Consider the following 25,552-nt stretch of genomic DNA (forward strand, 5'->3'; position numbering starts at 1 on the left):
GAGGCGCCCGCACACACCCCGCCGCAGGACCCGCACACACTCCGCCGCACGGCCGGGCCACCCGCCCCGCCGGCCACAACCCGGCCACCGTCCCGCGCCCGGTGGGGCGGTGTTCGCGGTGGTGGAGCCCGGTCCCCCGGGGGCCCGGACGCCGGGGGAGGCCGGTCCCCCGGGGGAGACCGGACACCCGGCCACGGAAGGACGGATTCCGGCCTGCTCCCCGGTTGTGACCTCCGCTGTCGGTGGTGCGCCGTAGGGTGGTGGGGCTATGACGAAGCCCTCTCTCCCCGAGCTCCTGCACGCCGCCGTGACCGCCGTCGGCGGCTCGGAGCGCCCAGGCCAGGTCACCATGGCCGAAGCCGTCGCCGAGGTGATCGACGGCAATTCCCACCTGCTGGTCCAGGCGGGCACCGGTACCGGCAAGTCGCTCGGCTACCTGGTGCCGGCGCTCGCCCACGGGGAGAGGGTGGTGGTGGCCACCGCCACCCTGGCGCTCCAGCGCCAGCTGGTGCAGCGGGACCTGCCGCGGACGGTGGAGGCGCTGCACCCCCTGCTGCGCCGCCGGCCCGGCTTCGCGATGCTCAAGGGCCGGTCGAACTACCTCTGCCTGCACCGCCTCCACGAAGGGGTTCCGCAGGACGACGAGGAGGGGCTGTTCGACGCCTTCGAGGCCGCGGCGCCCACCAGCAAGCTGGGCCAGGACCTGCTGCGGATGCGGGACTGGGCGGACGAGACGGAGACCGGCGACCGCGACGACCTGACCCCCGGGGTGTCGGACCGCGCCTGGTCCCAGGTCTCGGTCACGTCCCGCGAGTGCCTGGGCGCCTCCAAGTGCGCCTACGGGGCCGAGTGTTTCGCCGAGGCCGCCCGGGAGCGGGCCAAGCTCGCCGATGTCGTGGTCACCAACCACGCGCTGCTCGCCATCGACGCCATCGAGGGCGCCCCGGTGCTGCCCAGCCACGAGGTGCTGATCATCGACGAGGCCCACGAGCTGGTCTCCCGGGTCACCGGTGCGGCCACCGGCGAGCTCACCCCCGGCCAGGTCAACCGGGCGGTGCGCCGTGCCGCCAAGCTGGTGGACGAGAAAGCCGCCGACGCACTGCAGACCGCCTCCGAGACGTTCGAGCGGATCATGGAGCTGGCCCTGCCCGGGCGGCTTGAGGAGATCCCCGAGGACCTGAACTACGCCCTGATGGCGCTCCGGGACGCCGCCCGTACGGTGATCTCCGCGATCGGGGCCACCCGGGACACGTCGGTGCAGGACGAGGACGCGGTCCGCAAGCAGGCACTGGCCTCGGTGGAGAACGTGCACGCCGTGGCGGAGCGGATCGTCCAGGGCTCCGAGTACGACGTGGTCTGGTACGAGCGGCACGACCGTTTCGGGGCCTCGCTCCGGGTCGCGCCGCTGTCGGTGTCCGGACTGCTCCGCGAGAAGCTGTTCAGCGAGCGCTCCGTGGTGCTCACCTCCGCCACCCTCAAGCTGGGCGGTGACTTCAACGGCGTCGCGGCCTCGCTGGGACTGGCACCCGAGGGGACCGGCGGGGACGATGTCCCGCAGTGGAAGGGCATCGATGTGGGATCGCCCTTCGACTACCCCAGGCAGGGCATCCTCTACGTCGCCAAGCACCTGACCCAGCCCGGCCGGGAGGGCAACCGCGGCGACATGATGGACGAGCTGACCGAGCTGGTGGAGGCGGCGGGCGGGCGCACCCTGGGCCTGTTCTCCTCCATGCGCGGGGCCCAGGCCGCCGCCGAGACACTGCGCGGCCGGGTCGACCTGCCCATTCTCCTGCAGGGTGAGGACACGCTGGGGGAGTTGATCCGGGCCTTCGCCGCGGATCCGCGCACCTGCCTGTTCGGCACCCTCTCGCTGTGGCAGGGCGTGGACGTGCCCGGGCCGAGCTGCCAGCTGGTGGTGATGGACCGCATTCCGTTCCCCCGGCCCGACGACCCGCTGATGAGCGCCCGGCAGAAGGCCGTGGAGGAGGCCGGGGGGAACGGCTTCATGGCGGTGGCGGCCACCCACGCCGCGCTGCTGATGGCGCAGGGAGCCGGCCGTCTGGTGCGGGCCTCGGGCGACCGCGGCGTCGTCGCGGTGCTCGACCCCCGGCTGGAACGCGCCCGCTACGGCGGCTTCCTCCGCGCCTCGATGCCCGATTTCTGGTACACCACCGACCGCAACCAGGTACGGCGTTCGCTCGCCGCCATCGACGCGGCGGCCAAGGCCGACGGCTCCCGCTAGCCGGCACCGCCCGGCCAAGCCCGGCTCGGCTCGGGTTCGCGCCCGCTCGGGCCGGCGTCGCATCACCCCCGTCGAGGCGCCCCGGGCCCCGGCGCCCGCGGTGCCGTTGCGGCCGGAGGTGATCCGGAGCGACGGTGCGCAGCGGGCGGGGCGCGGAGAGGCACGCGGATCACCCGGCGCAGCGGCGCGGGAGGGCCCGGGGCGGGGTAGGCCGAGCGGGGCGCTGTGCGGTGGCGCAGGGCCGCGCGGGTTGATCACGGCACACACGTACGTCAGGGGCTACGCGTGTGCGGGCGGCCGTGTGAAGGCGCGCTCGGACGCGTCCGCGGACGTGGACGAGCCCCGGAACCGGCGCAGGGATTCCGGGGCCCGGTCGTCGGGCGGCGCGGGGCGGGCGCGGGCCTGCGTCAGACGCGCCGCAGCACGGCGACCACCTTGCCGAGGATGGTCGCCTCGTCGCCGGGGATCGGCTGGTACGCCGCATTGTGCGGCAGCAGCCAGACATGGCCGTCCTCGCGCTTGAAGCGCTTGACCGTCGCCTCACCGTCGAGCATCGCGGCCACGATGTCCCCGTTCTCGGCGACCGGCTGCCGGCGCACCGTGACCCAGTCGCCGTCGCAGATCGCCGCTTCGATCATCGAATCGCCGACGACCTTGAGCACGAACAGCTCACCGTCGCCGACCAGCTGCCGTGGGAGGGGGAAGACGTCCTCCACCGACTCCTCGGCCAGGATCGGGCCACCGGCGGCGATCCGGCCCACCAGGGGGACATAGGAGGCGGCGGGCTTGCCCGTGGTGTCGGCCGGCTGCGTGGCGGGCTGGTCGGAGCCGCGGACCTCGTAGGCCCGGGGCCGGTGCGGATCGCGGCGGAGGAACCCCTTGCGCTCCAGCGCCATCAGCTGGTGCGCGACCGACGAGGTGCTGGACAGGCCCACCGCCTGGCCGATCTCCCGCATCGACGGCGGGTAGCCCCGGCGCTGCACGGAGTCGCGGATCACCTCGATGACCCGCCGCTGCCGGTCGGTCAGTCCGGAGCTGTCGGCCCGGATTCCTGGAGGTCGGCCAGGGAGTGAGCGCGTGGGCTTCGCGCCCTCGGTGTTCGTGGCGACGTCATTCATCGCATGCGGGTGTTCGAGCCGGCTCTGGGAGCGGTCCTGAGCGGCGATGGTGGCACTGTCTGTAGTGGTGGTCACGGCGTCGGCCCCTCTCGAAGATGTCTCCCTGGCTGGTCAACGGTAGTTGCTTTCGAAAGGTTGCGCCAAACACACGTTCGAGTGAAAAAACGGTGTTTGGCTGACGAGCGCCGTAGATCAGGTGTATAGGCCAGGGCTCCGGAAGCGGGCGCGAGGCGGTCAAGTCTGGCATCCGGGGGCCCCGGCATCGGTCACCGGGGTCCGTCGCGTAGTCTCGTGTCGTCCCTCCGCGCCGCGACACGCCAAAGGCGCGGGCCGGTATCCGGTACCACATCTAGTGGTAGGGCGGTTATCGGTCACTACGGGTTGTGGTCCGCGGGATTTCCTCGCGCCGACGTCCCTTATGCTGGTGACCTCTCCGGAGGGGCTCGCGACGAGCCCGCCGGAGCAGTCGGTCGTACCTGGTCGTACGCAGTGATCCCGAGGGCGGAGAAGGGTGGGAACCGTGCATTGCCCCTTCTGCCGGAACCCCGACAGCCGTGTCGTCGACAGCCGGACCACCGATGACGGCTGCTCCATCCGCAGGCGCCGGCAGTGCCCGGACTGCTCCCGGCGGTTCACCACCGTCGAGACCGCGTCACTCATGGTGATCAAGCGCAGCGGGGTCACCGAGCCCTTCAGTCGCAGCAAGGTCATCTCCGGGGTGCGCAAGGCGTGCCAGGGCCGGCCGGTCACCGAGGACGCCCTGGCCCAGCTCGGACAGCGGGTGGAGGAGGCGGTCCGGGCGACCGGGAGCGCCGAGCTGTCCACCCATGACGTGGGGCTGGCCATACTCGGCCCGCTCAAGGAGCTGGACCTGGTCGCGTATCTGCGGTTCGCGTCCGTCTACCAGGCGTTCGACTCGCTGGAGGACTTCGAGGCGGCGGTCGCCGAGCTGCGCGCACAGGCGCGGCCCCCCGTGCCCGCCGAAGACGGGTCCTCCGGCGCCGGCGGGGCCGCGGCCTCCGCATCCGCCGCCGCGGCCGACTGAGCCGCGCGGCCACCGAACGTACCCGGGCGCGCCGTCGTGCGCCCGGGTGAAAGATCAGAACACCGTGCCTGGGAAGAATCGGGCACATCAGGGCGTTTTCGCCCGTACAGGGAGGCGGAATGACAGAGACGACGAGCGGCCCGGCACGAGGCGCCCGCTCCTCCAAGGGCGGCAAGGCCGGTGCCCGGCAGGGCATGCGCATCGAGCGCATCCACACCACCCCCGGCGTGCATCCGTACGACGAGGTGGTCTGGGAGCGCCGTGACGTCGTCATGACCAACTGGCGCGACGGCTCGGTCAACTTCGAGCAGCGCGGCGTGGAGTTCCCCGACTTCTGGTCGGTGAACGCGGTCAACATCGTCACCAGCAAGTACTTCCGCGGCGCGGTGGGCACCCCGCAGCGCGAGACCAGCCTCAGGCAGCTCATCGACCGCATCGTGAAGACGTACCGGAAGGCGGGCGAGGACCACCACTACTTCGCCTCCCCGGCCGATGCGGAGATCTTCGAGCACGAGCTGGCGCACGCCCTGCTGCACCAGATCTTCAGCTTCAACTCGCCGGTGTGGTTCAACGTCGGCACGCCGCAGCCGCAGCAGGTCAGCGCCTGCTTCATCCTCTCCGTCGACGACTCCATGGAGTCGATCCTCGACTGGTACAAGGAAGAGGGGATGATCTTCAAGGGCGGTTCGGGCGCCGGTCTGAACCTCTCCCGCATCCGCTCCAGCAAGGAGCTGCTCTCCTCCGGCGGCAACGCCTCCGGCCCGGTGTCGTTCATGCGCGGCGCCGACGCCTCCGCCGGCACCATCAAGTCGGGCGGTGCCACCCGCCGCGCCGCCAAGATGGTCGTGCTCGACGTCGACCACCCGGACATCGAGGACTTCATCCAGACCAAGGTGAAGGAGGAGGAGAAGATCCGCGCGCTGCGCGACGCGGGCTTCGACATGGACCTGGGCGGCGAGGACATCACCTCCGTCCAGTACCAGAACGCCAACAACTCGGTCCGGGTGAACGACGAGTTCATGACCGCCGTGGAGAACGGCGGCACCTTCGGCCTGCGCGCCCGGATGACCGGCGAGGTCATCGAGGAGGTCGACGCCAGGTCCCTGTTCCGGAAGATGGCCGAGGCCGCCTGGGCCTGCGCCGACCCGGGCATCCAGTACGACGACACCATCAACCGGTGGCACACCTGCCCGGAGTCCGGCCGGATCACCGCGTCGAACCCGTGCAGCGAGTACATGCACCTGGACAACACCTCGTGCAACCTCGCCTCGCTGAACCTGATGAAGTTCCTCAAGGACGACGGCGAGGGCAACCAGTCCTTCGACACCGAGCGCTTCGCCAAGGTCGTCGAGCTGGTCATCACCGCGATGGACATCTCCATCTGCTTCGCCGACTTCCCCACCGAGAAGATCGGCGAGAACACCCGCGCCTTCCGCCAGCTGGGCATCGGCTACGCCAACCTCGGCGCCCTGCTGATGGCCACCGGCCACGCCTACGACAGCGAGGGCGGCCGGGCGCTGGCCGGTGCCATCACCTCCCTGATGACCGGCACCTCCTACCGCCGGTCGGCCGAGCTGGCCGCCGTGGTCGGCCCGTACGACGGCTACGCCCGCAACGCCGAGCCGCACCAGCGCGTGATGAAGCAGCACGCGGACGCCAACGCGGCCGCCAAGCGGATGGACGACCTGGACACCCCGATCTGGGCCGCCGCCACCGAGGCGTGGCAGGACGTGCTCCGGCTCGGCGCCAAGCACGGCTTCCGCAACTCCCAGGCCAGCGTGATCGCGCCCACCGGCACCATCGGCCTGGCGATGAGCTGCGACACCACCGGCCTGGAGCCGGACCTGGCGCTGGTCAAGTTCAAGAAGCTGGTCGGCGGCGGCTCGATGCAGATCGTGAACAACACGGTCCCGCAGGCGCTGCGCCGCCTGGGCTACCAGCAGGAGCAGATCGAGGCGATCGTCGCCCACATCGCCGAGCACGGCAACGTGATCGACGCGCCGGGCCTCAAGCAGGAGCACTACGAGGTCTTCGACTGCGCCATGGGCGAGCGCGCCATCTCCCCGATGGGGCACGTCCGCATGATGGCGGCCATCCAGCCGTGGATCTCCGGCGCGCTCTCCAAGACGGTCAACATGCCGGAGACGGCGACCGTCGAGGAGGTCGAGGAGATCTACTTCGAGGCGTGGAAGATGGGCGTCAAGGCGCTCGCCATCTACCGGGACAACTGCAAGGTCGGCCAGCCGCTGTCGGCCAAGAAGAAGGAAGCGGACAAGGTCGCCGAGAAGACCGAGGAGACCATCCGCGAGGCGGTCGAGAAGGTCGTCGAGTACCGCCCGGTCCGCAAGCGCCTGCCCAAGGGCCGCCCCGGCATCACCACCTCCTTCACGGTGGGCGGGGCCGAGGGCTACATGACGGCCAACTCCTACCCGGACGACGGCCTGGGCGAGGTCTTCCTCAAGATGTCCAAGCAGGGCTCGACGCTCGCGGGCATGATGGACGCCTTCTCCATCGCCGTCTCGGTCGGCCTCCAGTACGGCGTCCCGCTGGAGACCTACGTCTCGAAGTTCACCAACATGCGGTTCGAGCCGGCCGGTATGACCGACGACCCGGACGTGCGGATGGCGCAGTCCATCGTGGACTACATCTTCCGCCGCCTGGCGCTGGACTTCCTGCCGTTCGAGACCCGCTCGGCGCTCGGCATCCACTCCGCCGAGGAGCGCCAGCGGCACCTGGAGACCGGCTCCTACGAGCCGGCCGACGACGAGGTGGACGTCGAGGGCCTGGCCCAGTCCGCCCCGCGCCAGACCGAGACGCTGAAGGCCGTGGCCACGCCGCGGCCGGAGCAGGTGGCCGCCCCGGCGCCCAAGGAGGCGCACACCTCGGCCGAGCTGGTCGAGATGCAGCTGGGCATCAGCGCCGACGCGCCGCTGTGCTTCTCCTGCGGCACCAAGATGCAGCGCGCCGGCAGCTGCTACATCTGCGAGGGCTGCGGCTCGACCAGCGGCTGCAGCTGATGCCGGGCGGGACCGCGCCGGGGGCACCACCCGGCGTGGCCCGAGCCGAGGCGTGATCTGTGTGAGGGAGGGGCACCGGCCCGGAGTCGGTGCCCCTCCTTCCGTGTGATCGCCCACGGGCGCGCGCAGGCGCCCGGGCAGAGGGAAGGTGCGGTACGGAGCCGCCCGGCCCTCCCGCGGCGGAATCACGCAGGACAACCGCCACCGATGTCCGGGACGATCGGCCCGTGACCACAGAACCGCAACGGCTGTCTCTCCGTGTCGTCGTGCCACCACTGGGAAGCCGGCAGGGCACCGTGGAGTGCCGACCGGTCGTCGACGGACGGGATGTCCTGGCCGACGTGTTCGACGAGGGACCGGCAGGTGACCCCCGGTATCTGCTGGGGCCGGACGCACCGCTCCGGGCGACGGACACCCCTCGCGAGGTGCGGCTCGCCGAGGCCGAGTGCACGGAAGGGTGCTGCGGTGCCGTCTACGTGACCATCAAGCGCGAGGGACGGCGCGTGATCTGGAGCGGCTGGCGCAACCCGGACGAGGACGACCTCGACCTCCCGGAATTCCGCTTCGACGTCGAGCAGTACGAGGCGGAGGTCGGCCGGGCCTCGACCGACCACGGCTGGGAATGGCCCGCCCGAACCGTCGCCAGGCTTCTGGAAGAGCGGCTCCGCGGGCATGCCGACCTGCTGGCGGCCTGGGAGTGCGAACTGGGAGCGGTCTCGGCCTGGCACTGGGAGCCTGACCGGATCAACGTCTTCCTCTTCCATCCGCGCCGTTCCGCGATCAGGGAGGGTCGTCCCTGGCTCCAGTTCCGGATGACCCTTCCGGTCTCCGGAGACGACCCGGCCGGCCAGGCGGACCGCCTTGCGGCGCGTCTCACGGCCGAGGACCCGTGCGAGATCGCCGAGGTCAGTGGGGGTTCCCAGGAGTTCGCCCGGCGGCTCGGGTACCCGTGGCCGGGCCCTCGGCGACGACGCGCGTGAAGCCCGGCCCGGGTGCGTCACGGCGCGCGCCGGGGCTGCCTTCCGCCGGTATCCGGTGACCTCGGCCGCCCGATGGCGGGCGGGCGCGGCGGCCCGGGCCGTCGTACCGAGAGGTGGGGAAGGTCCACGGTGCGTCCCGGCGGGCGGCGCGTCCGGCCCGGTGGGTCGGGTCTCGCGGCGTGTCCGGCCCGGTGTGTCCGGCTCCCCGGGGCGGCCGGAGGGCGGCGGGCCCTGGGAGTCCGGGCCGGTGTTCCCGGCGGAGGCCGCACCGGGCCTGTGGGGGGACGGGGCCGGCCGGGGCGGGGGCGTTAACGGCCGCCGGATGTGCCGCCGGTGTCCAGGGAGCGGACGTCCCCCACCGCCCCCCGGCGCGCGCCCGGGCGCACGGCGGCACCACGCCGGGACCGGCGTGCCCGCTCTGGATTCCGCTGCCCGCCACCGCCATCGCCCCGCCCCCACCGCTCCGGTCCGCCGGTCCGCCGGGGGCGCTCCGCTGTCGTGGCCGGGCCCGGATTTTGACAGGATGGCGCCGGGGCGTACGGGAACCGGGGGAGTGCTCCGAAAAGCCGGTGGTACGCACGGAACGAGGAGACGGAGGGGCGCGTGCGGCGGCGGACCATGTGGGGCGGCGGGGAGCTGGACCTGGACGCGTATCTGGAGCGGATCGGTTTCTCCGGCGACCCCAAGCCGGATCTGGACACGCTCCGCGCGGTGCACCGGGGGCATGTGGCGGCGTTCCCCTTCGAGAACCTGGAGATCGTGCTCGGGCGGCCGATCGTGCTGGATGTCGCGGGGCTCCAGGAGAAGATGGTCGGCGGGGCCCGCGGTGGTTACTGCTACGAACAGAACCTGCTCTTCGCCGCCGCGCTGGAGCGCATCGGGTTCGGTTTCACCGGGCTCGGCGCGCGGATCCGGATGGGCAGCGACCGGGTGCGCGCCGTCACCCACATGCTGCTGCGGATCGAGGCGGACGGCCGGCAGTGGCTGACGGACGTCGGCTTCGGCGGTGAGGGGCTGCTGGAACCGGTCCTGTTCGAGGACGGAGTGGTGGACCGGCAGGGGGAGTGGACGTTCGGTGTCGCGGCGGAGGACGACGGGGTGCGGGTGCTGCGCTCCCTCCACCACGACGGCTGGTTCGACCTGTACTCCTTCACCCTGGAGGAGCGTTTCCCCGCCGATTACGTCGTGATGAACCACTACACCGCGACCCATCCGCACTCGCCGTTCGTCGGCCGGCCGGTGGTCCAGCGGACCGGGCCGGAAGTGCGGCACAACCTGGTGGGAACCCTGCTGTCGGTCGCCGGGCCGGACGGCACCGTCGAGGAACGCCCGGTCCGGGCCGGGGAACTGGGAACGGTGCTCGCCGACGTCTTCGGGGTGCGGCTGCCGGCCGAGGACATCGCGGAACTGGAGCGAAGGTACTTCGGCCGTACCTGACGTGGCCCTGCCCGGGCCGTAGGATGGCGCGGTGCTGGTCAAGTGGATGCGCTGCACCGTGGTCGATCGCCGTGGTTTCGAGCGCGGACAGCGGAAGTGGGCGGGCCTGCTCGGCGAGGCGGGCTTCCGGGGGCAGGGCGGCGGGTGGAGCCAGCGGCGCGACGCGGTGGCCCATGTGTTCAGCTTCTGGGAGAGCCGCGCGCTCTACGACGCCTTCATGGCGAACTCGCACGACCGGCTCGCCGCGGCACAGTCCGGCACCTACCAGGAGCGCCAGGTCCGGCTGTTCGAGCACCGGTTCGATGTGAAGGTCGGTTTCGAGCCGAAGTTCACCGATGTGGACGTGCTGCGTATCGCGCACTGCCGGGTGCACGAGGACCGGGTGGAGCACTTCGTCCAGGTGCAGGAGAAGGTGTGGAACCCGGCGATGGCCGGGTCGCCGGGCATGCTCCGGGGGTTCTTCGGGGAGGCGCCGGGGTCGGAGTTCCTGGTGCTGTCGATGTGGAACTCGGTGGCCGAACACGGCAAGTACCGCACCGAGCGGGTGGAACGCCTCGCCCTGCGGGCGCAGACCGAGGCGGACGTGGCGGCCATCGCCGGTGACGTGGTGAGCATCGAGCCGCTCTGGACGGTCTGAACGCCTCCCTGCACCGCCGCTCTTCCCGTGTGGTGAGCGCCCGGTCCCGCCGAGCGGCATGGGCTCCTCGGCACCACCGCACTGCCGGGCACCGCCGCCCGCGGTGCCCGGCCGGACGGCCGTCACGGCCCGGACCGTCCCCCGGCGGACACCGGACCGCCGGCCGGGGGACGGGAGGGGGCGGGATCGCAGGACGCGGGGCGCGCCGGCCGACGGTAGGCCCCCGCCCGGAGCGCGGCGAGGGTGGCCGCCGCGGCCTGGTCCGCCTCCGCTGAGTCCAGCGGCTCCCGGGTGACCAGGGCCCGGAAGAACAGCGGCGCCGAGACGGCGCGGGCGACCGCCGCGGCGTCACTGCCCTCCGGCACCTCTCCGCGCGCCACCGCGCGCGCCAGTATCGCTTCGCACCGCGAGAAGCGCTCGGCGTAGAAGGCGCGCAGGGCGCCGGCCGCGCGCTCGGACTGGAAGGCGGCGGCGACGAACGCGGTGGGCGCGGCGGCCGCGGCGGTGTCCGCGAAGGTGTCCACCACCTCGTGGGCGAGGGCCCGGAGGTCTCCTTCGAGGCTGCCGGTGTCGGGCGGCGTCCAGCTGTCCTCGCCCGCCAGGTCCAGGGCGTCGGCGACCAGTTCCTCCACGCCTCCCCAGCGCCGGTAGAGGGTGGTCCTGTGGACGCCCGACCGCTCGGCGACGTACTCCACGGTCAGCCCGGGGTAGCCGTACTCGGCCAGCCCGGTGAGCACCGCGTCCCGGACGGCGGCGCGGGTGCGTGCGGTGCGTCCGCCGGGGCGGACGGTGCCGGCGGCCGGAGCGGAGGGTTCCCGGGTCAACTGCGACTCCCGTTGCGTTAAGAGGGTTCGTCGTGCCACCATCAGGGTAACGCAACATCTGTAGCGTTTGGCAAGCCCGCACCGTCCACGCACCAATCGCCGGAGGTCCGTCCCGTGCCCACCCAGATCGCACTGCACCACGTCACCGTCTCCCGAGGGGGGCGGACGCTCCTCGACGACGTGTCCTTCACCGTCCGCCCCGGGGAGCGGATCGGCGTCGTCGGGGAGAACGGCGCGGGGAAGTCCACCCTGCTGAAGCTGCTCGCCGGCAAGCTCGAACCCGACGACGGGACGGTCACCGTGCTCACCGGCGGCGGTGCCGGACACCTGGCCCAGACCCCGGAGCTGCCGCCCGGTTCCACGGTGCGGGACGCCGTCGACACGGCGCTCGCCGACCTCCGGGCGATGGAGGGCCGGCTGCGCGAGCTGGAGTCCGCGCTCGACGGGGGCGGCACCGGTCCGCTCCAGGAGTACGGGGACCTGCTCACCGCGTTCGAGGCGCGCGGCGGTTACGAGGCCGACGTCCGGATCGAGCGGGCGCGGCACGGGCTGGGCCTGGCGCACATCGGCCCCGGGCGGCTCCTGGGAAGTCTCTCCGGCGGCGAGCAGGCCCGCCTCGGGCTCGCCTGTCTGATCGCCGCCGCCCCGGAGGTCATGCTCCTGGACGAGCCGACCAACCACCTCGACGGCGCCGCCCTCACCTGGCTGGAGGACGCCCTCCGCGCCCACCGCGGCACCGTGGTGGCCGTCTCCCACGACCGGGTCTTCCTGGAGCGGGTGGCCACCGCGGTCGTCGAGGTGGACGCCGGCCGCCGCACCCTGGTCCGTCACGGCGGCGGGTACGCCGGATTCCTCGCCGGCAAGGCCGTCGCCCGCCGCCGCTGGGAGCAGGAATACGGGCAGTGGTGTGCGGAGACCGCCGCGCTCGCCGAGGCCGCGGCCGGTGCCGCCCGGCGGGTCGCGCCCGGGCGGGCGCGGACGGACGGGAACAAGATGGCCTACGACCGGGACAAGGGCCGGGTGCAGGCATCCGTCTCCAGCCGTGTGCGCAACGCCCAGGAGCGGCTCCGCCGGCTCCGGGAGGCCCCGGTGCCACGGCCGCCGGACCCCTTGAGGTTCACGGCACGCCCCGAGGCGGGGGCCACCGAGGGGACACTGGTGGCCCTCGACGGGGTGCGGGTGGGTGACCGGCTCGCGGTGGACCGGCTCACCGTCGAGGCCGGCGAGCGGCTGCTGGTCCACGGGCCCAACGGCGCCGGCAAGAGCACCCTGCTGCGGGTCATGGCGGGACTGCTGCCGCCGGACGAGGGGAGCGTGCACCGCCGTGGCCGGATCGGCCACCTCGCCCAGGAGATTCCGGTGACCCGCCCGGCCGAGCGGCTGCTCGGGGCGTTCGGGCGCGGGCTGCCGGGCACGCCCGAGGAGCACACCGAACTCCTGTTGTCCTACGGGCTCTTCCACGCCCGGGACCTCGATGTGCCGGTCGGCGTGCTCTCCGCGGGCCAGCGCCGCAGGCTCGCCCTCGCCCGGCTGCTGGCCCGGCCCGCGGATCTGCTGCTGCTCGACGAACCGGCCAACCACCTGGCCCTGGACCTGGTGGAGGAACTGGAGCAGGCCCTGGAGCACTGGACCGGTGCGCTGGTCGTGGTCTCGCACGACAGGATGCTGCGCGACAGGTTCACCGGCCGGCGGTGCGAGATACGGGCCGGCAGGCCGGTGGCCGGCGCCGTCCGCGGCGGGGCGAGCCCGGTGGCGGCGAACTAGTGTGGCGGTATGGCACGACCGCGTCGCATCGTCCTCGTCCGGCACGGCGAATCCGAGGGAAACGTCGATGACACCGTGTACGAGCGCGAGCCCGACCACGCACTGGGCCTGACGCCGCGGGGCCGCAGGCAGGCGGCCGAAGCGGGGGCGCGGCTGCGGGAGATGTTCGGCGACGAGCGGATCTCGGCCTACGTCTCCCCCTACCGGCGTACCCACCAGACGTTCCAGCTGCTCGGCCTCGATCCGGCCAGGACACGGGTCCGGGAGGAGCCGCGGCTGCGGGAACAGGACTGGGGAAACTGGCAGGACCGGGAGGACGTCCGCCGGCAGAAGGCGTACCGGGACACCTACGGGCACTTCTTCTACCGGTTCGCGCAAGGGGAGTCGGGCGCCGACGTCTACGACCGGGTCGGCGCGTTCCTGGAGAGCCTGTGGCGCAGCTTCGAGGACCCGGACCACCCGCCGAACGTACTCCTGGTCACCCACGGGCTCACCATGCGGCTGTTCTGCATGCGCTGGCTGCACTGGACGGTCGCCGAGTTCGAATCACTGTCGAACCCGGGCAACGGCGAGACCCGCGCGCTGCTCCTCGGCCCCGACGGGCGCTACCACCTCGACCGCCCGTTCGAACGTTGGTGCACCCCGGAGGGGTACGGCTTCACCCGCTAAAGTTCGCTGTTGATGACCGATGACCGTTTCGCCCGCGCCCTCGCCAGCCTGCGGGGGCTGGCCGTGGGGGATGCCCTCGGCTCCCAGTTCTTCGTACCCGCCCACTACACCGCCCTCACCCGCCGCGAGCTGCCACCCGCACCCTGGCAGTGGACCGACGACACCGAGATGGCCAGCTCGGTGCTGGCCGTCCTGGCCACCCACGGCAGGATCGACCAGGACGCGCTGGCACGGTCCTTCGCCGACCACCACGACTTCGACCGGGGCTACGGCCCGGCCGTCAACCGGATGCTGCGGCTGGTCCGGGAGGGCGCTGACTGGCGGGAGCTGGCCGCCGCGCTCTTCAACGGTCAGGGGTCCTGGGGCAACGGCGCCGCGATGCGCATCGCCCCGCTCGGAGCCTGGTACGCCGGCGACGCCGAACAGGCCACCCACCAGGCGGAGATCTCCGCCTACACCACCCACCAGCACCGCGAGGCGGTCGTCGGGGCCATGGCCGTCGCGGCCGCGGCGGCACTGGTCGCCGACCCCCGGTGGCCCCGGGACCCGGGGGCGCTGCTCGACGCCGTCGTCGCCCTGGTGCCGCGCAGCGCCGTACAGGCCGGGCTGCGGCGCGCCCGGGACATGCTCGACTACGACGACACCGGCACCGTCGCAGCGGTCCTGGGCTGCGGCCGGCGGACCAGCGCGCACGACACCGTGCCCTTCGCGCTGTGGGCCGCCGCCCGCCACCTCGGCTCGTACCAGGAGATGTTCTGGACGACCGCCCGCGCGGGCGGCGACGTGGACACCACCTGCGCCATCGCCGGTGGCGTGGTGGCGGCGGAGCCGGCCGGCGCACCCCCGGCCGCGTGGCTGGAGCGGACGGAGCCGTTGCCGGCCTGGCTGCCGCGGGCCGCGGACTGACCGGGCCGGCGACCGGTCCGGCCCCGGCCGCCGTGCGGCGGTGCCGAGGGCCGGCCGGGGCCGGGTCCCTAGCCCATGTGACCGCCGCCGGCCCCGGCGGCCCCGCTGAGCGCTTCCATGTCGCTCTTACGGACCTTGATCACGAGCAGGGCGGTGACCAGGGCGAGGACCACCAGGGCGGTCGCCGCGATGAAAGAGGTGGAGACGCCCTCGGCGAGCACATGGTGCCCCCACGGCCCGGGCATTTCCTTGGTCCGCTGTGCCTCGGCCAGCTGTTCCGGACTGGCCTCCTTGAGGAAGGACGGCATCTGCTTCTCCGCCTCGTCCTCGCTCGCCGAGGTGAACAGCGTCATCAGGATCGACAGGCCGAGTGAACCACCCACCTGCTGCATGGCGTTGAGCAGACCCGAGGCCGCCCCCGCCTCCTGCTGCTCCACCCCGGAGACGGCGGTGAGGGTCAGCGTCACGAAGTTCAGACCCATGCCGAAGCCGAACAGCAGCATCGGGCCGAGCACCCCGCCCAGGTAGGAGCTGTCGGCATCCAGGAGAACCAGCCAGCCCATGGCGCCGCCGGTGATGACCGACCCCACCACCATGAACGGCTTGGGCCCGAAGACCGGCAGCAGCCGCTGGGACAGCCCCGCCGAGACCACGATCGACGCGGTGACCGGCAGGAAGGCGATACCGGCCGAGATCGGGCTGTAGTCCAGCACCTTCTGGACGTAGATCACGATGAAGAAGAACATGCCGAACATCGCCGCCGACAGGCTCAGCATGATCAGGTACGTGCCGGCCCGGTTGCGGTCGGCGAACATCCGCAGCGGTGTGATCGGTTCCCGCGCCCGCTTCTCGATCAGCGCGAAGGCCGCCAGCAGCACCACGGCCGCGGCGAAGGACGCGAGGGTGATCCCGTCGCTCCAGCCGTCCTCGGAGGCGCGGATGAAGCCGTACACCAGCGCCGCCATACCCAGGGTCGAGGTGAGCGCGCCGGTGATGTCGAAGCTGCCCGAGTGCTTCTCCGACTCGCTGATGTAGATCGGGGTGAGCACCACGATGAGGATGCCGATCGGCACGTTCACGAAGAGCACCCAGCGCCAGTCGAGCCATTCGGTGAGCATGCCGCCCGCCAGCAGACCGATCGCGCCACCACCGGCGGAGACGGCCGCGAACACGCCGAAGGCCTTGTTCCGTTCGGGACCTTCCGGGAACGTCGTGGTGATCAGCGCCAGGGCGGTGGGGGAGGCGATGGCGCCGCCGACACCCTGCAGGGCCCGTGCCGCCAGCAGCTGCCACGGCTCCTGGGCGAAACCGCCGAGCAGCGACGCGAGGGTGAACAGCACGATGCCGAACGTGAAGACCCGCCTGCGGCCGAGGATGTCCCCGGCCCGGCCGCCGAGGAGCAGCAGACCGCCGAAGGTGAGGGTGTAGGCGGTGACGACCCAGGACAGATCGGTCGTGGAGAAGCTGAGCGCGTCCTGGATGTGCGGGAGCGCGATATTCACAATCGTCGCGTCGAGTACCACCATGAGCTGACAGGCGGCGATGACGGCCAGGGCGATACCGGGCCGGCCTTCCCGCCTGGCCGCGCCGGATTTTTTGTCGGGTATGACCTGAGAGGCTGTCACAACGTTTCCCCTGAGAAGACTTAGTGAACGGGCCCGTTCACTGCATCATCGACGTTAGTGAGCCTCGAACCACAGGCGCAAGCGGTATCCGATTCCCGCACAACGGAGAGAGAAACATGGTCAGTTCGGGCCGGCACGCGACCGGAGCGCAGCCCCCGGCGGTGCGTCGTCGCGGCCCCGTGCTGGAGCGCGCGATCCTGTCCGCCGCACTCGACCAGCTGAGCGAGGTCGGCTGGAAGGGGCTCACCATGGAGGGGGTCGCCGCCGGTGCGCAGACCGGGAAGGCCGCGGTCTACCGCCGCTGGTCCACCAAGGAGGACCTGGTCATCGACGCGCTGCGGGCCGGGCTGCCCAAGCCCCCCGATCCGCCGGACCACGGCAGTCTCCGGGCCGACCTGCTCAGCTTCTGCTACTCCATGCTCTCCTCCATGCGCTCCCGGTCAGGGGTGGCCGTGCGGGCCGTCATCCACGAGTGCGACCACGGGGCGGCCGAGCGCATCGCCGAACTCATCAAGGGAGAGGTGCTGGCACCCGGCAAGGAGATCATCCGGCACATCGTGCGCAACGGCATCGCCCGCGGGGAGGTGCGCGCGGACGCCTGCGGCGGAATGATCGAGGACGTGGTGCCGGCCCTGCTGATGTACCGCACCAAGGTCTGCGCGGGCGAGGTCACCGACCGCGATGTGACGGAGATCGTGGATCAGGTCATGCTGCCCATGCTCCGGGTGCACGGCGCCTGAGGCGGCGGCGTAGTGTTGTTCCTGCCATGCCGTACGAACCGCCCACCCACAGCGTCGAGCGCTCCCTCCGCGCCACCACCGGAGCCCGCGTCGTCGTCGGGATCGACGAAGTCGGCCGCGGCGCGTGGGCGGGGCCGGTCACCGTCTGCGCCGCCGTCACCGGACTGCGGCGCCCGCCGGACGGACTCACCGACTCCAAACTGCTGACCCCGAAGCGGCGTACCGAACTGGCGCGGGAGCTGGAGAACTGGGTCACCGCCCACGCCCTCGGTCACGCCTCCCCGCAGGAGATCGACGAACTGGGCATGACGGCCGCGCTGCGCCTGGCCGCCACCCGGGCCCTGGAGGGGCTCCCGGTGGTGCCCGACGCGGTGATCCTGGACGGCAAGCACGACTACCTCGGTGCGCCCTGGCGGGTCCGCACGGTGATCAAAGGCGACCGGAGCTGCGTGGTGGTCGCCGCGGCATCCGTGATCGCCAAGGTGCGGCGGGACGCCATGATGGCCGAACTCGGTGACGCCCACCGGGACTTCTGCTTCGCCGACAACGCGGGGTACCCTTCGCCGGTGCACCGGGCGGCGCTGGAGGAACTGGGGCCGACCCCGCACCACCGACTGTCCTGGGCCTACCTGGACGCCTTGCCGCGCTGGCGGCACCTCAAGCGGGTCCGATTCGCCCCCGCGGTCCCCGCGGCGGAAGTCGGGGGCCAGCTCGGCTTCGACTTCTGAGTGGTCCCTTTTTCGGCACCCCCCGGTGCGACTCGCACCGACGTTTGATAAATATCAGCTCATGCCTCTCATCCCCGAGGAGCCTCAGATTCACGAGAGTGTCCCGGGTCCCCGCGCGACACCGGCCGCAGGCCGCACCGTGCCGACCCCCCGTCCCGTTCCCGGTCCCCGGCCCGCTCCCCGGCGGCCCGGTACCCCCGGACCGCACCGCGGTCCGGCCACGCCCCCGGCGCAGCGCGTCGCGGGTGACGCGGCCAAACCCGCACCTCCCGCCGCCCCGGCACCGGCCACTCCGCAGGTCCAGCTGATCCCCGCCCCGGCGGAGGCCGCCCTGGACGCCGCGGACGAGACCGTGGACCTGCTGCTGGACTCCGGCCGGGCCCCCGGCGAGATCCTGGTCCTCACCACAGGGGAGCAGCACCCCTGGGCGGCGCACGAGCTGTCCTTCGGCGAGGCGTCCTACTGGGCCCAGCAGGACGCGGCCGACGACGTCTTCTACGGTGCCGCCGGGGCCGACCGCCTGGGCGCGCGACCCGTCGTGGTGGTGGCCGTCAACGGCGGCGCGGACGACGTGATCGCCCGCGCGCTGCCCGAGGCCATGACCCGTGCCGGCGCCCTGCTGGTCGTCTGCGGCGACCCGCAGCGGATCAACCCGCTCCTCGGGGCCGGCGTCTGAGCCGGTCCCGGACGACTCCGGACGCCCGGTGACCGGCGGCTCCCGACGGGGAACCGACGGTCACCGGGCGACCGCGCGCAGCCGCGCGGCGGACGCTCCACCGGAGACACGGGCCGCCGTGCCACCGGACGCCGTCCCGGGCTCGGCCGGGCCGTCCGGGCCCCCCGGGTCCGGACCGGCGGTGCCCCCGGCCGGGCGACCCGCGGAACCGGAGTGCGGCCGGCGGCCGGCCCGGTCCTCGCCCAGGACCCGCCAGCCGGTGGCGGTGAGCGTGATGTAGGCGCCGCAGCGCAGCCCGTGCAGGGTGCAGGCGTCGCGCAGTCCCCACATCCAGGCCCCGTCCTCCGGGGTCCAGCCGCTGTCGCCCTCACGGCAGCAGAGCAGGACGGCGGTGCGTACCGGGGTCCTGCGGCGCAGGTCGTGGGGGATCACCCGGCGCAGGCGGGCGAGCAGATCGTTGCGGAAGTCCCAGCCGTCCGCGGGCCCCTGCCGCCGGCGGAACGAAGCGCTGGCGACCAGCCGCTCGTCCGGGCCGAGGATCGCCACCACCGTGGTGCCCGGCACCGGCTGGTGCCGGGCGTGCAGCCCGGTGACCACCTCGCGGGGATCGCGCAGCAGCGGGATGCCCGCCGAGGCCCACTCCGCCGGTTCGAGTGTCCGGCCCGGTGAGGGCGCCGGGTCCGCGGGCGCCGGAGAAGTGAAGCCGAGGGTCACCGGTCTCCCTTCCTCTGCGTAGCCCGCGTTCGGGACCGTCGGGCGGGGGCGCGCGAGGACGGCGCCCCGGCTGTCCACAGGCGGAGCGGGGAACTGCCCCAATTCTCGCGGTCGGGCAGGTGGACGGCAATGAGCAGATGAAACAGCAGCCCGGTATGGGGTGTTGTGACCGGCATATCCCCTGTTCAGTTGTCCTGTACTCCGGTGCTCCGGTGCCCGGCAGCCCGTCCCGGTCAGCCCTGCACCGCGAGGACCAGCGGCAACACCCCCTGCGCGCCCGCCCGGCGGAGCAGCCGGGTCGCCACCGCGAGCGTCCACCCCGAATCGGTCAGGTCGTCGATCAGCAGCACCGGTCCGGCCGCCGCCGACACCGCCTCGGCGAGCGCGGGGGGCACGGTCAGCGCACCGTGCAGCGCCCGGAGCCGCTGAGCGCTGTTGGAGCGGGGCACCTTCGTCGCGTCCGCTCCCTCCACGTAGGAGACGGCGCCCAGCAGAGGTATCCGGCCCACGGACGCGATCCGCTCGCCCAGCGACCGGATGAGCCGGGGGTGCGAGAGCGAGGCCATGGTCACCACACCGGCCGGCCGGGCCGGGGCGTCCGCGCCTCCGGAGGCCCATCCGCCTGGCCCCTTCGCCCAGTCGGCCAGTACGGTCACCACCGCGTTGGCCACATCGTCCGGAACGGGGCCGTCGGGTGCCTGCGGGGCGAGCATCGGGCGCAGCCGGTTGCCCCAGCCGATGTCGGAGAGCCGGCCCAGCGCCCTGCCCACGGATGCCTGTTCGCCGGGCGGTATGCGCCCCTTGAGGTCCACCCCGACGGCGGGCAGTCCGGTGGGCCACATCCGCCGGGGCTCCACCTCGACCCCGGGGCGCATGAGCTCCCCACGGGCCGCCGCCAGGGCGGCCTCGGAGACTTCGGAGCCGAACCGGGACCCGGCGCAGTTGTCGCACCGCCCGCACGGGGCGGCGGTCTCGTCGTCCAGCTGCCGCTGGAGAAAGGCCATCCGGCACTCCGTGGAGCGCGCGTAGTCGCGCATCGCCTGCTGCTCGGCCTCCCGCTGGCGCGCCACCCAGGCGTACCGCCGGGCGTCGTACGTCCAGGGGCGTCCGGTCGCGGTCCAGCCGCCCCGCTCGCGCCGCACCGCACCGTCCACGTCCAGCACCTTCAGCATGGTCTCCAGGCGGGAGCGGCGCAGATCGACCTGCGGTTCCAGCGCGGGCAGGGAGAGCGGGCGGCCGGCCGCGGCGAGCACGTCGAGGGTCCGCCGCACCTGCTCCTCGGAGGGGAAGGCCAGGGAGGCGAAGTACTGCCAGATCGCCTCGTCCTCGCGACCGGGCAGCAGCAGCACCTCGGCGTGGTCGACCCCGCGCCCGGCACGGCCCACCTGCTGGTAGTAGGCGATGGGGGAGGAGGGCGAGCCCAGGTGCACCACGAACCCGAGGTCGGGCTTGTCGAACCCCATGCCGAGGGCGGACGTGGCCACCAGGGCCTTCACCCGGTTCGCCAGGAGGTCCTGCTCGGCCTGCATCCGGTCGGCGTTCTCCGTCCGCCCGGTGTAGGAGGCCACGGCGTGACCGCACCGGCGCAGATGGGCCGTGACCTCCTCGGCCGCCGCCACGGTGAGGGTGTACACGATGCCGGAACCGGGGAGGTCGCCGAGATGATCGGCGAGCCAGGCCAGCCGGTGGGCGGCATCCGGCAGGCCGACCACCGACAGGCTCAGGCTCTTGCGGTCCAGAGGGCCGCGCAGCACCAGGGCCCGGCCCTCGTCGCCGGTGCCGTCCGGGCCGGTGCCCAACTGCTCGGCGACATCGGCGGTGACCCGCGCGTTGGCGGTCGCGGTCGTCGCCAGCACCGGCACCCCGGGCGGCAGATCGGCCAGCAGGGTGCGCAGCCTGCGGTAGTCGGGGCGGAAGTCGTGCCCCCAGTCGGAGATGCAGTGCGCCTCGTCCACCACGAGCAGCCCGGTCGTGGCGGCCAGCTTCGGCAGCACCTGGTCCCGGAAGTCCGGGTTGTTGAGGCGCTCCGGGCTGACCAGGAGCACATCCACCTCCCCCGCGGCCACCTCGGCCTGGACGGACTCCCACTCCTCGGGGTTGGCCGAGTTGATCGTGCGGGCGTGGATGCCGGCCCGGGCCGCCGACTCGACCTGGTTCCGCATCAGCGCCAGCAGGGGGGACACGATGACGGTGGGGCCACCGCCCCGCTCCCGCAGCAGCGCCGTGGCGACGAAGTAGACCGCGGACTTCCCCCAGCCGGTGCGCTGCACCACCAGGGCCCGGCGACGGTGGGCGACCAGCGCCTCCACGGCACGCCACTGGTCCTCGCGGAGGCGGGCGGCTCCGGAGGCGTCGCCGACCAGGCGGGCGAGCACACGGTCGGCACGGACGCGGAGATCGTTGTCGGTCATGCCTCCATGCAACCCGATGGGACCGACATCGCGCGACCGGCGCCCGGCAGCCTGTGGATAACGTTATCCACAGGCCTGGCGCGATCTCGGTGATCGCGGGACCGTCATGCCATGACTCACCACGAAGCGAACGCCTTCACCCACCACGCGTCGGCCGGTCCCTCGGGCGAGGAGCAGGTCACGCTGCGCGGTCCGGCCGATCTCGCCGACGCGCTCCCCTTCCTGCTCGGCTTCCACCCCGACGACAGCATCGTGCTGGTCGCGCTGCACGGCCCGCAGGGCCGGTTCGGCGGGCGGCTCCGGATGGGCATCCCGCAGGCCGCCGAGGACTGGCCCGAGGCCGGTGATCAGCTCGCGGAATCCCTGGCCACCGGCAGCGAGCGGCGCGGCGAGCGGCCGGACGGTGTGGTGCTGTTCCTGTGCCAGGACCCCGCCGCCGGCGCCTCCGGACGGGACGTGATGGAGCGGCTCAGGCCCCTGGCGCAGCGCCTGCGGGTGGCCTGCGGCCGGCTGGACATGCCGGTCTTCGAGGCCCTGTGCATCTCGGACGGGCGCTTCTGGTCGTACTGCTGCCCGGATCCGCGCTGCTGCCCGCCGGACGGCACACCGCTCGGCGTCCCCGGCACCTCCGTGATGGCCGCCGCGGCCGCCTACGCGGGCATCCAGGTGCGGGGCACCCTCCGGCAGCTGGAGGCCCGGCTGGCACCGCTCGGGGAGACCCGGGCCCCCGGCCAGGAGGGCGCGCTGGACCGGGCCGCGTCCGTCCTCGTCCCCCGGGTCCTCGGCGGCGGCAGCGCGGCCGTCCGGGAGGAGACGCTGACCCTGCTGAGCGCGCTGATGGACCGGTTGCGCGCCGAGCCACCGATCGCCGACCCGCTCGCGGCGGACGCGCGTGACGACGGCCTGCTCACCGCCGACGAGGCGGCGACCGTGATCATGGGGCTCCAGGACCGGGTGACGCGGGACCGCGCGGCGGAGTGGATGGAGGGCCCGGAGGCCGGCCCCGCGCTGCGTCTGTGGCGGGCGCTGGCGCGGCGTTGCGCGGGGGCGTACGCCGGTTACGCCGCGGCGCCCCTCACCCTCGCCGGCTGGGTCGCCTGGTCGACGGGGGACGAACCGTCGGCGCGGGTGGCGCTCGGCCGGGCGCTGCGCGCCGATCCCGACTACCTCTTCGCCAAGCTGCTGCACCAGGCGTGCAACGACGGCATGGACCCGGAACAGCTGCGGCGCTGTCTGCGGCGTGAGCGGGCCGACCAGGCGGTGCACGGCGCCGTCCACGCGGAGTTGGCGCGCACCGAGCCGCCCGCCGTACAGCCCTCGCGCACCCCCGGCACCGGGACACCGGGCACGCCGCCCCCGCACACCGGGGCCGCCGGTGCCGGGGCCGGTGCGGCGCCCCTGTGCCCGCGGCCCGGCGGCACGACAGCCGCCGAGCCGGCCACCGGCGAACCCGCCGCCCGGTCGGCCGGTGACGAGGACTCCGCCCTCCGGCCCGCCGGCGACGAGGCCGCTTCCCCCACAGCCGCCCCGGACGGGCCGGCCGCGCCGCCGGTCCGTCCGGCGGACCGCCGTGGGCCCCGCCGCTGCCGCCCCGGGCCCGCCGGTCCGGGGGCGCCCCGCGGAGGCCGGGACGGACGGCGCCCGGCTCCCCGGGCCCGGGAGCGCGGGCGTCCGGGGCGGCGGGAGTGGCGATGAGCCGCCCGCGGCGTTCCCCGGCCCGTACACCCCGCCCGGACCGGCCGGTTTCCGCCGGTGCGTGAACGGAACGTCCTGATTATCGTCAGGGAGACGACTATGATCGTTCCATGCCCTACGACCCGTCGGCCTTCCCGCCCTTCGCCGTCACCGTCGATCTGGTCGTGCTCACGGTGCGGCGGCACGCGCTCTGCGCGCTCGCCGTCCGCCGGGGCGAGCCGCCCTACCAGGGGCGGTGGGCACTCCCGGGCGGGTTCGTCCGGGCCGACGAGGACATCGCGGCGGCGGCCGCGCGGGAACTCGCCGAGGAGACGGGCCTGCTCGCGCACGACCCCTCGCTGCCGGCGCCGCCCAACGCGGCCCACCTGGAACAGCTCGCGACCTACGGGGACCCGGACCGCGACCCCCGGATGCGCGTGGTCAGCGTGGCTCACCTGGCGCTCGCGCCCGACCTGCCCGCGCCGCGGCCGGGTGGTGACGCGCACAGCGTCCGGTGGGCGCCGGTGGAGGTGCTGCTCGACGGGAACGGCGCCTACCGTCAGGACGCCGCGTCCCCGCCGCTCGCCTTCGACCACGCCCGCATCCTGGCGGACGGCGTGGAGCGGGCCCGGTCGAAGATCGAGTACTCCTCGCTGGCCACGGCGTTCTGCCCCCAGGAGTTCACCGTGGGGGAGCTGAGGCGGGTGTACGAGGCGGTGTGGGGGGTGGCGCTGGATCCGCGCAACTTCCACCGCAAGGTCACCGGAACACCGGGGTTCCTGGTGCCCACCGGGGGGACCACCACGCGCCAAGGCGGGCGTCCGGCCCAGTTGTTCCGGGCGGGCGGTGCGACGCTGCTGAACCCGCCGATGCTGCGCCCGGAGGCGTGAGGGCCGCAAGGGGTGCGCCGGGACGGCGCACGAACCGGGCGGGGTGCGGGGAGTGTTGCGGCCGCGGGCGGCCGAACCGCCGAACCCTGGACCCGTTCCGGCGTACGGGCCGCCGGGCCGCCGGGCCGCGGTGCGCGGGCCGTACGGGCGGATCACGCCCGTGAACAGCCCTGTTCGCCCTGGTCGGCCGCAACTCCGCGATGACTGACGGTATCTGTCCGATTAGGCGTCAATTGTGAGGTAATGGTCGATCACCCTTTCGTGTGCTTTTCACCAAAGACCCTAATGGTCTGGGAGGTGTCGCCGACAAAGGATGCGTGAGTACCCTTGCGCACACCACGATGACCGCGGCTCGCCCCGCCGACTCCGGCCTCGCCGGTTCGGGCGAGCTTGACCGCTATCCCTACCCCGACGCCGCAGGTGCCGAGCGCGGCAGCGCCCCCGCCTGGGACGGCTCCGACACCGAGATCGGGCGCGTGGGGCGCCGCGCGGCCGGCAACCGCGGCCGCGGACTGCACGGCCAACTCGTCCAGCAGCTCGGCCAGATGATCGTCTCCGGCGATCTGGGTGCCGACCGCCCGCTCGTCCCCGAGGAGATCGGCCAGCGCTTCGAGGTCTCCCGCACCGTCGTCCGGGAGTCCCTGCGGGTGCTGGAGGCCAAGGGGCTGGTCAGCGCGCGGCCCAACGTCGGCACCCGGGTCCGTCCGGTCAGCGATTGGAACCTGCTCGACCCCGACATCATCGAATGGCGGGCGTTCGGCCCCCAGCGCGACGACCAGCGGCGCGAGCTGTGCGAGCTGCGCTGGACCATCGAACCGCTGGCGGCGCGGCTGGCCGCCGGTCACGGGCGGGAGGAGGTCCAGCAGCGGCTGGCGGACATGGTGGAGATCATGGGGCACGCGCTCGCCCAGGCGGACACGCTGACCTACTCCCGGGCCGACGCGGAGTTCCACGCCCTGCTCCTCCAGGTCGGGGGCAACCGGATGCTGGAGCACCTGGCGGGCATCGTGTCCTCCGCACTCCACGTCTCCGGCGGCCCGGCCATCGGCTGCGACCGCCCCGGAGAGGCGGGGGTCGGCCACCACCGCCGGATCGTCGAGGCGGTCGGCGCGGGGGACGGCACGGCGGCGGAGACGGCCATGCGGCAGCTGCTCACCGTGCACCCCGAGGTCGAGCGCGTGGTGCCCGCACCGCGCGAGCACTGATCTGCCCGTCCTCCGGAACCGGCGCGACGGCGGCGGGCGTGGACGACAGGGCGTCGCCGGATCCCGGGGCCGGGTCGCCCGGTGGACCCGGGGATCCGGCGACGCACGGTGCTGCCACCACTTCTGTTCGTATTTGCCCGTTTTGTCATGTGACTCGGGCCACGACAAACGGGCGTAACGCTCTCCGGTGCCGCGCGATGACTAAAGAGGTGGCAGCCGCGGAGGGAATACGGAGGTCGTTCGCGACGCT

The 25,552-nt window shown here is 73.2% G+C and carries 20 protein-coding genes; 15 read left to right on the forward strand and 5 right to left on the reverse strand.

Features of this window, described 5'->3' with window-relative positions:
• Positions 1-268 precede the first annotated feature (268 nt).
• Entirely contained in the window at positions 269-2,242 is a 1,974-nt protein-coding gene (locus IHE55_RS22405) for an ATP-dependent DNA helicase (RefSeq protein ID WP_197990657.1), read from the forward strand.
• A gap of 407 nt (positions 2,243-2,649) precedes the next feature.
• On the opposite strand, the gene lexA is transcribed toward IHE55_RS22405, so the two are convergent.
• The gene (lexA, locus tag IHE55_RS22410; RefSeq protein ID WP_197990658.1) at positions 2,650-3,435 is read right to left on the reverse strand and encodes a transcriptional repressor LexA; all 786 of its coding nucleotides are present in this window, start codon (positions 3,433-3,435) and stop codon (positions 2,650-2,652) included.
• 445 nt (positions 3,436-3,880) lie between these two features.
• Between lexA and nrdR the strand changes: the two genes are divergently transcribed.
• The 5 genes from nrdR to IHE55_RS22435 all read left to right on the forward strand — a co-directional run bounded on the left by nrdR (position 3,881) and on the right by IHE55_RS22435 (position 10,476).
• Positions 3,881-4,405, forward strand: a complete 525-nt coding sequence (gene nrdR, locus IHE55_RS22415) for a transcriptional regulator NrdR (RefSeq protein ID WP_197990659.1) — start codon at positions 3,881-3,883, stop codon at positions 4,403-4,405.
• Between the two features lie 119 nt (positions 4,406-4,524).
• Positions 4,525-7,422 carry a vitamin B12-dependent ribonucleotide reductase gene (locus tag IHE55_RS22420; RefSeq protein WP_197990660.1) on the forward strand — a complete coding sequence of 966 codons (2,898 nt, stop codon included), beginning with the start codon at positions 4,525-4,527 and terminating at the stop codon, positions 7,420-7,422.
• Positions 7,423-7,649: 227 nt separating this feature from the next.
• Positions 7,650-8,402, forward strand: coding sequence for a hypothetical protein (locus IHE55_RS22425; RefSeq protein ID WP_197990661.1), 753 nt, complete (start codon positions 7,650-7,652; stop codon positions 8,400-8,402).
• 603 nt (positions 8,403-9,005) lie between these two features.
• Positions 9,006-9,839 (forward strand): arylamine N-acetyltransferase family protein, encoded by an 834-nt coding sequence (locus tag IHE55_RS22430; protein WP_307826779.1) that lies wholly within the window; start codon positions 9,006-9,008, stop codon positions 9,837-9,839.
• Between the two features lie 31 nt (positions 9,840-9,870).
• Positions 9,871-10,476 (forward strand): YdbC family protein, encoded by a 606-nt coding sequence (locus IHE55_RS22435; RefSeq protein ID WP_197990662.1) that lies wholly within the window; start codon positions 9,871-9,873, stop codon positions 10,474-10,476.
• 122 nt (positions 10,477-10,598) lie between these two features.
• On the opposite strand, the gene IHE55_RS22440 is transcribed toward IHE55_RS22435, so the two are convergent.
• Positions 10,599-11,342: a TetR/AcrR family transcriptional regulator gene (locus tag IHE55_RS22440; protein ID WP_197990663.1), complete on the reverse strand. Its 744-nt coding sequence runs from the start codon at positions 11,340-11,342 to the stop codon at positions 10,599-10,601.
• A gap of 72 nt (positions 11,343-11,414) precedes the next feature.
• Here IHE55_RS22440 and abc-f point away from each other — a divergent pair, with 72 nt between their 5' ends.
• Genes abc-f through IHE55_RS22455 form a run of 3 tightly spaced genes read left to right on the forward strand, consistent with a single transcriptional unit; the run spans position 11,415 to position 14,639 of the window.
• Positions 11,415-13,064, forward strand: a complete 1,650-nt coding sequence (gene abc-f, locus IHE55_RS22445) for a ribosomal protection-like ABC-F family protein (protein WP_197990664.1) — start codon at positions 11,415-11,417, stop codon at positions 13,062-13,064.
• Positions 13,065-13,073: 9 nt separating this feature from the next.
• Positions 13,074-13,733, forward strand: coding sequence for a histidine phosphatase family protein (locus tag IHE55_RS22450; RefSeq protein ID WP_197990665.1), 660 nt, complete (start codon positions 13,074-13,076; stop codon positions 13,731-13,733).
• Positions 13,734-13,745: 12 nt separating this feature from the next.
• Complete coding sequence (locus IHE55_RS22455; RefSeq protein ID WP_197990666.1) at positions 13,746-14,639, forward strand: ADP-ribosylglycohydrolase family protein; 894 nt, start codon at positions 13,746-13,748, stop codon at positions 14,637-14,639.
• Positions 14,640-14,707: 68 nt separating this feature from the next.
• Here the strand turns inward: IHE55_RS22455 and IHE55_RS22460 are convergent, their stop codons facing one another.
• The gene (locus tag IHE55_RS22460; RefSeq protein ID WP_197990667.1) at positions 14,708-16,264 is read right to left on the reverse strand and encodes an MFS transporter; all 1,557 of its coding nucleotides are present in this window, start codon (positions 16,262-16,264) and stop codon (positions 14,708-14,710) included.
• Positions 16,265-16,380: 116 nt separating this feature from the next.
• On the opposite strand from IHE55_RS22460, the gene IHE55_RS22465 reads away from it, so the two are divergent.
• From IHE55_RS22465 to IHE55_RS22475, 3 genes are all read left to right on the forward strand, one after another.
• Positions 16,381-17,004 (forward strand): TetR/AcrR family transcriptional regulator, encoded by a 624-nt coding sequence (locus IHE55_RS22465; RefSeq protein WP_197990668.1) that lies wholly within the window; start codon positions 16,381-16,383, stop codon positions 17,002-17,004.
• A gap of 26 nt (positions 17,005-17,030) precedes the next feature.
• On the forward strand, positions 17,031-17,732 hold the full coding sequence (gene rnhB, locus IHE55_RS22470; protein WP_197990669.1) for a ribonuclease HII: 702 nt from the start codon (positions 17,031-17,033) through the stop codon (positions 17,730-17,732).
• Positions 17,733-17,793: 61 nt separating this feature from the next.
• Entirely contained in the window at positions 17,794-18,408 is a 615-nt protein-coding gene (locus IHE55_RS22475; protein WP_197990670.1) for a hypothetical protein, read from the forward strand.
• Positions 18,409-18,468: 60 nt separating this feature from the next.
• Here the strand turns inward: IHE55_RS22475 and IHE55_RS22480 are convergent, their stop codons facing one another.
• Positions 18,469-19,122 (reverse strand): hypothetical protein, encoded by a 654-nt coding sequence (locus tag IHE55_RS22480; protein WP_197990671.1) that lies wholly within the window; start codon positions 19,120-19,122, stop codon positions 18,469-18,471.
• 233 nt (positions 19,123-19,355) lie between these two features.
• Positions 19,356-21,533 (reverse strand): RecQ family ATP-dependent DNA helicase, encoded by a 2,178-nt coding sequence (locus IHE55_RS22485; protein WP_197990672.1) that lies wholly within the window; start codon positions 21,531-21,533, stop codon positions 19,356-19,358.
• Positions 21,534-21,644: 111 nt separating this feature from the next.
• Here IHE55_RS22485 and IHE55_RS22490 point away from each other — a divergent pair, with 111 nt between their 5' ends.
• The 3 genes from IHE55_RS22490 to IHE55_RS22500 all read left to right on the forward strand — a co-directional run bounded on the left by IHE55_RS22490 (position 21,645) and on the right by IHE55_RS22500 (position 25,302).
• On the forward strand, positions 21,645-23,228 hold the full coding sequence (locus IHE55_RS22490) for a DUF4192 domain-containing protein (RefSeq protein ID WP_197990673.1): 1,584 nt from the start codon (positions 21,645-21,647) through the stop codon (positions 23,226-23,228).
• Positions 23,229-23,338: 110 nt separating this feature from the next.
• Positions 23,339-24,097 (forward strand): NUDIX hydrolase, encoded by a 759-nt coding sequence (locus IHE55_RS22495; RefSeq protein ID WP_197990674.1) that lies wholly within the window; start codon positions 23,339-23,341, stop codon positions 24,095-24,097.
• Between the two features lie 263 nt (positions 24,098-24,360).
• Positions 24,361-25,302, forward strand: coding sequence for a FadR/GntR family transcriptional regulator (locus tag IHE55_RS22500; RefSeq protein WP_307826780.1), 942 nt, complete (start codon positions 24,361-24,363; stop codon positions 25,300-25,302).
• Positions 25,303-25,552 lie beyond the last annotated feature (250 nt).

The sequence above is a fragment of the Streptomyces pactum genome (genome assembly GCF_016031615.1).
In the GTDB taxonomy this organism is placed as follows: domain Bacteria; phylum Actinomycetota; class Actinomycetes; order Streptomycetales; family Streptomycetaceae; genus Streptomyces; species Streptomyces pactus.

Coding starts and splice junctions, on each gene's coding strand:
- IHE55_RS22405 (WP_197990657.1), top strand. CDS start 269: ATGACGAAGCCCTCTCTCCCCGAGCTCCTGCACGCCGCCGTGACCGCC.
- IHE55_RS22420 (WP_197990660.1), top strand. CDS start 4,525: ATGACAGAGACGACGAGCGGCCCGGCACGAGGCGCCCGCTCCTCCAAG.
- IHE55_RS22440 (WP_197990663.1), bottom strand. CDS start 11,342: ATGGTGGCACGACGAACCCTCTTAACGCAACGGGAGTCGCAGTTGACC.
- IHE55_RS22450 (WP_197990665.1), top strand. CDS start 13,074: ATGGCACGACCGCGTCGCATCGTCCTCGTCCGGCACGGCGAATCCGAG.
- IHE55_RS22455 (WP_197990666.1), top strand. CDS start 13,746: ATGACCGATGACCGTTTCGCCCGCGCCCTCGCCAGCCTGCGGGGGCTG.
- IHE55_RS22465 (WP_197990668.1), top strand. CDS start 16,381: ATGGTCAGTTCGGGCCGGCACGCGACCGGAGCGCAGCCCCCGGCGGTG.
- rnhB (WP_197990669.1), top strand. CDS start 17,031: ATGCCGTACGAACCGCCCACCCACAGCGTCGAGCGCTCCCTCCGCGCC.
- IHE55_RS22475 (WP_197990670.1), top strand. CDS start 17,794: ATGCCTCTCATCCCCGAGGAGCCTCAGATTCACGAGAGTGTCCCGGGT.
- IHE55_RS22485 (WP_197990672.1), bottom strand. CDS start 21,533: ATGACCGACAACGATCTCCGCGTCCGTGCCGACCGTGTGCTCGCCCGC.
- IHE55_RS22490 (WP_197990673.1), top strand. CDS start 21,645: ATGACTCACCACGAAGCGAACGCCTTCACCCACCACGCGTCGGCCGGT.
- IHE55_RS22495 (WP_197990674.1), top strand. CDS start 23,339: ATGCCCTACGACCCGTCGGCCTTCCCGCCCTTCGCCGTCACCGTCGAT.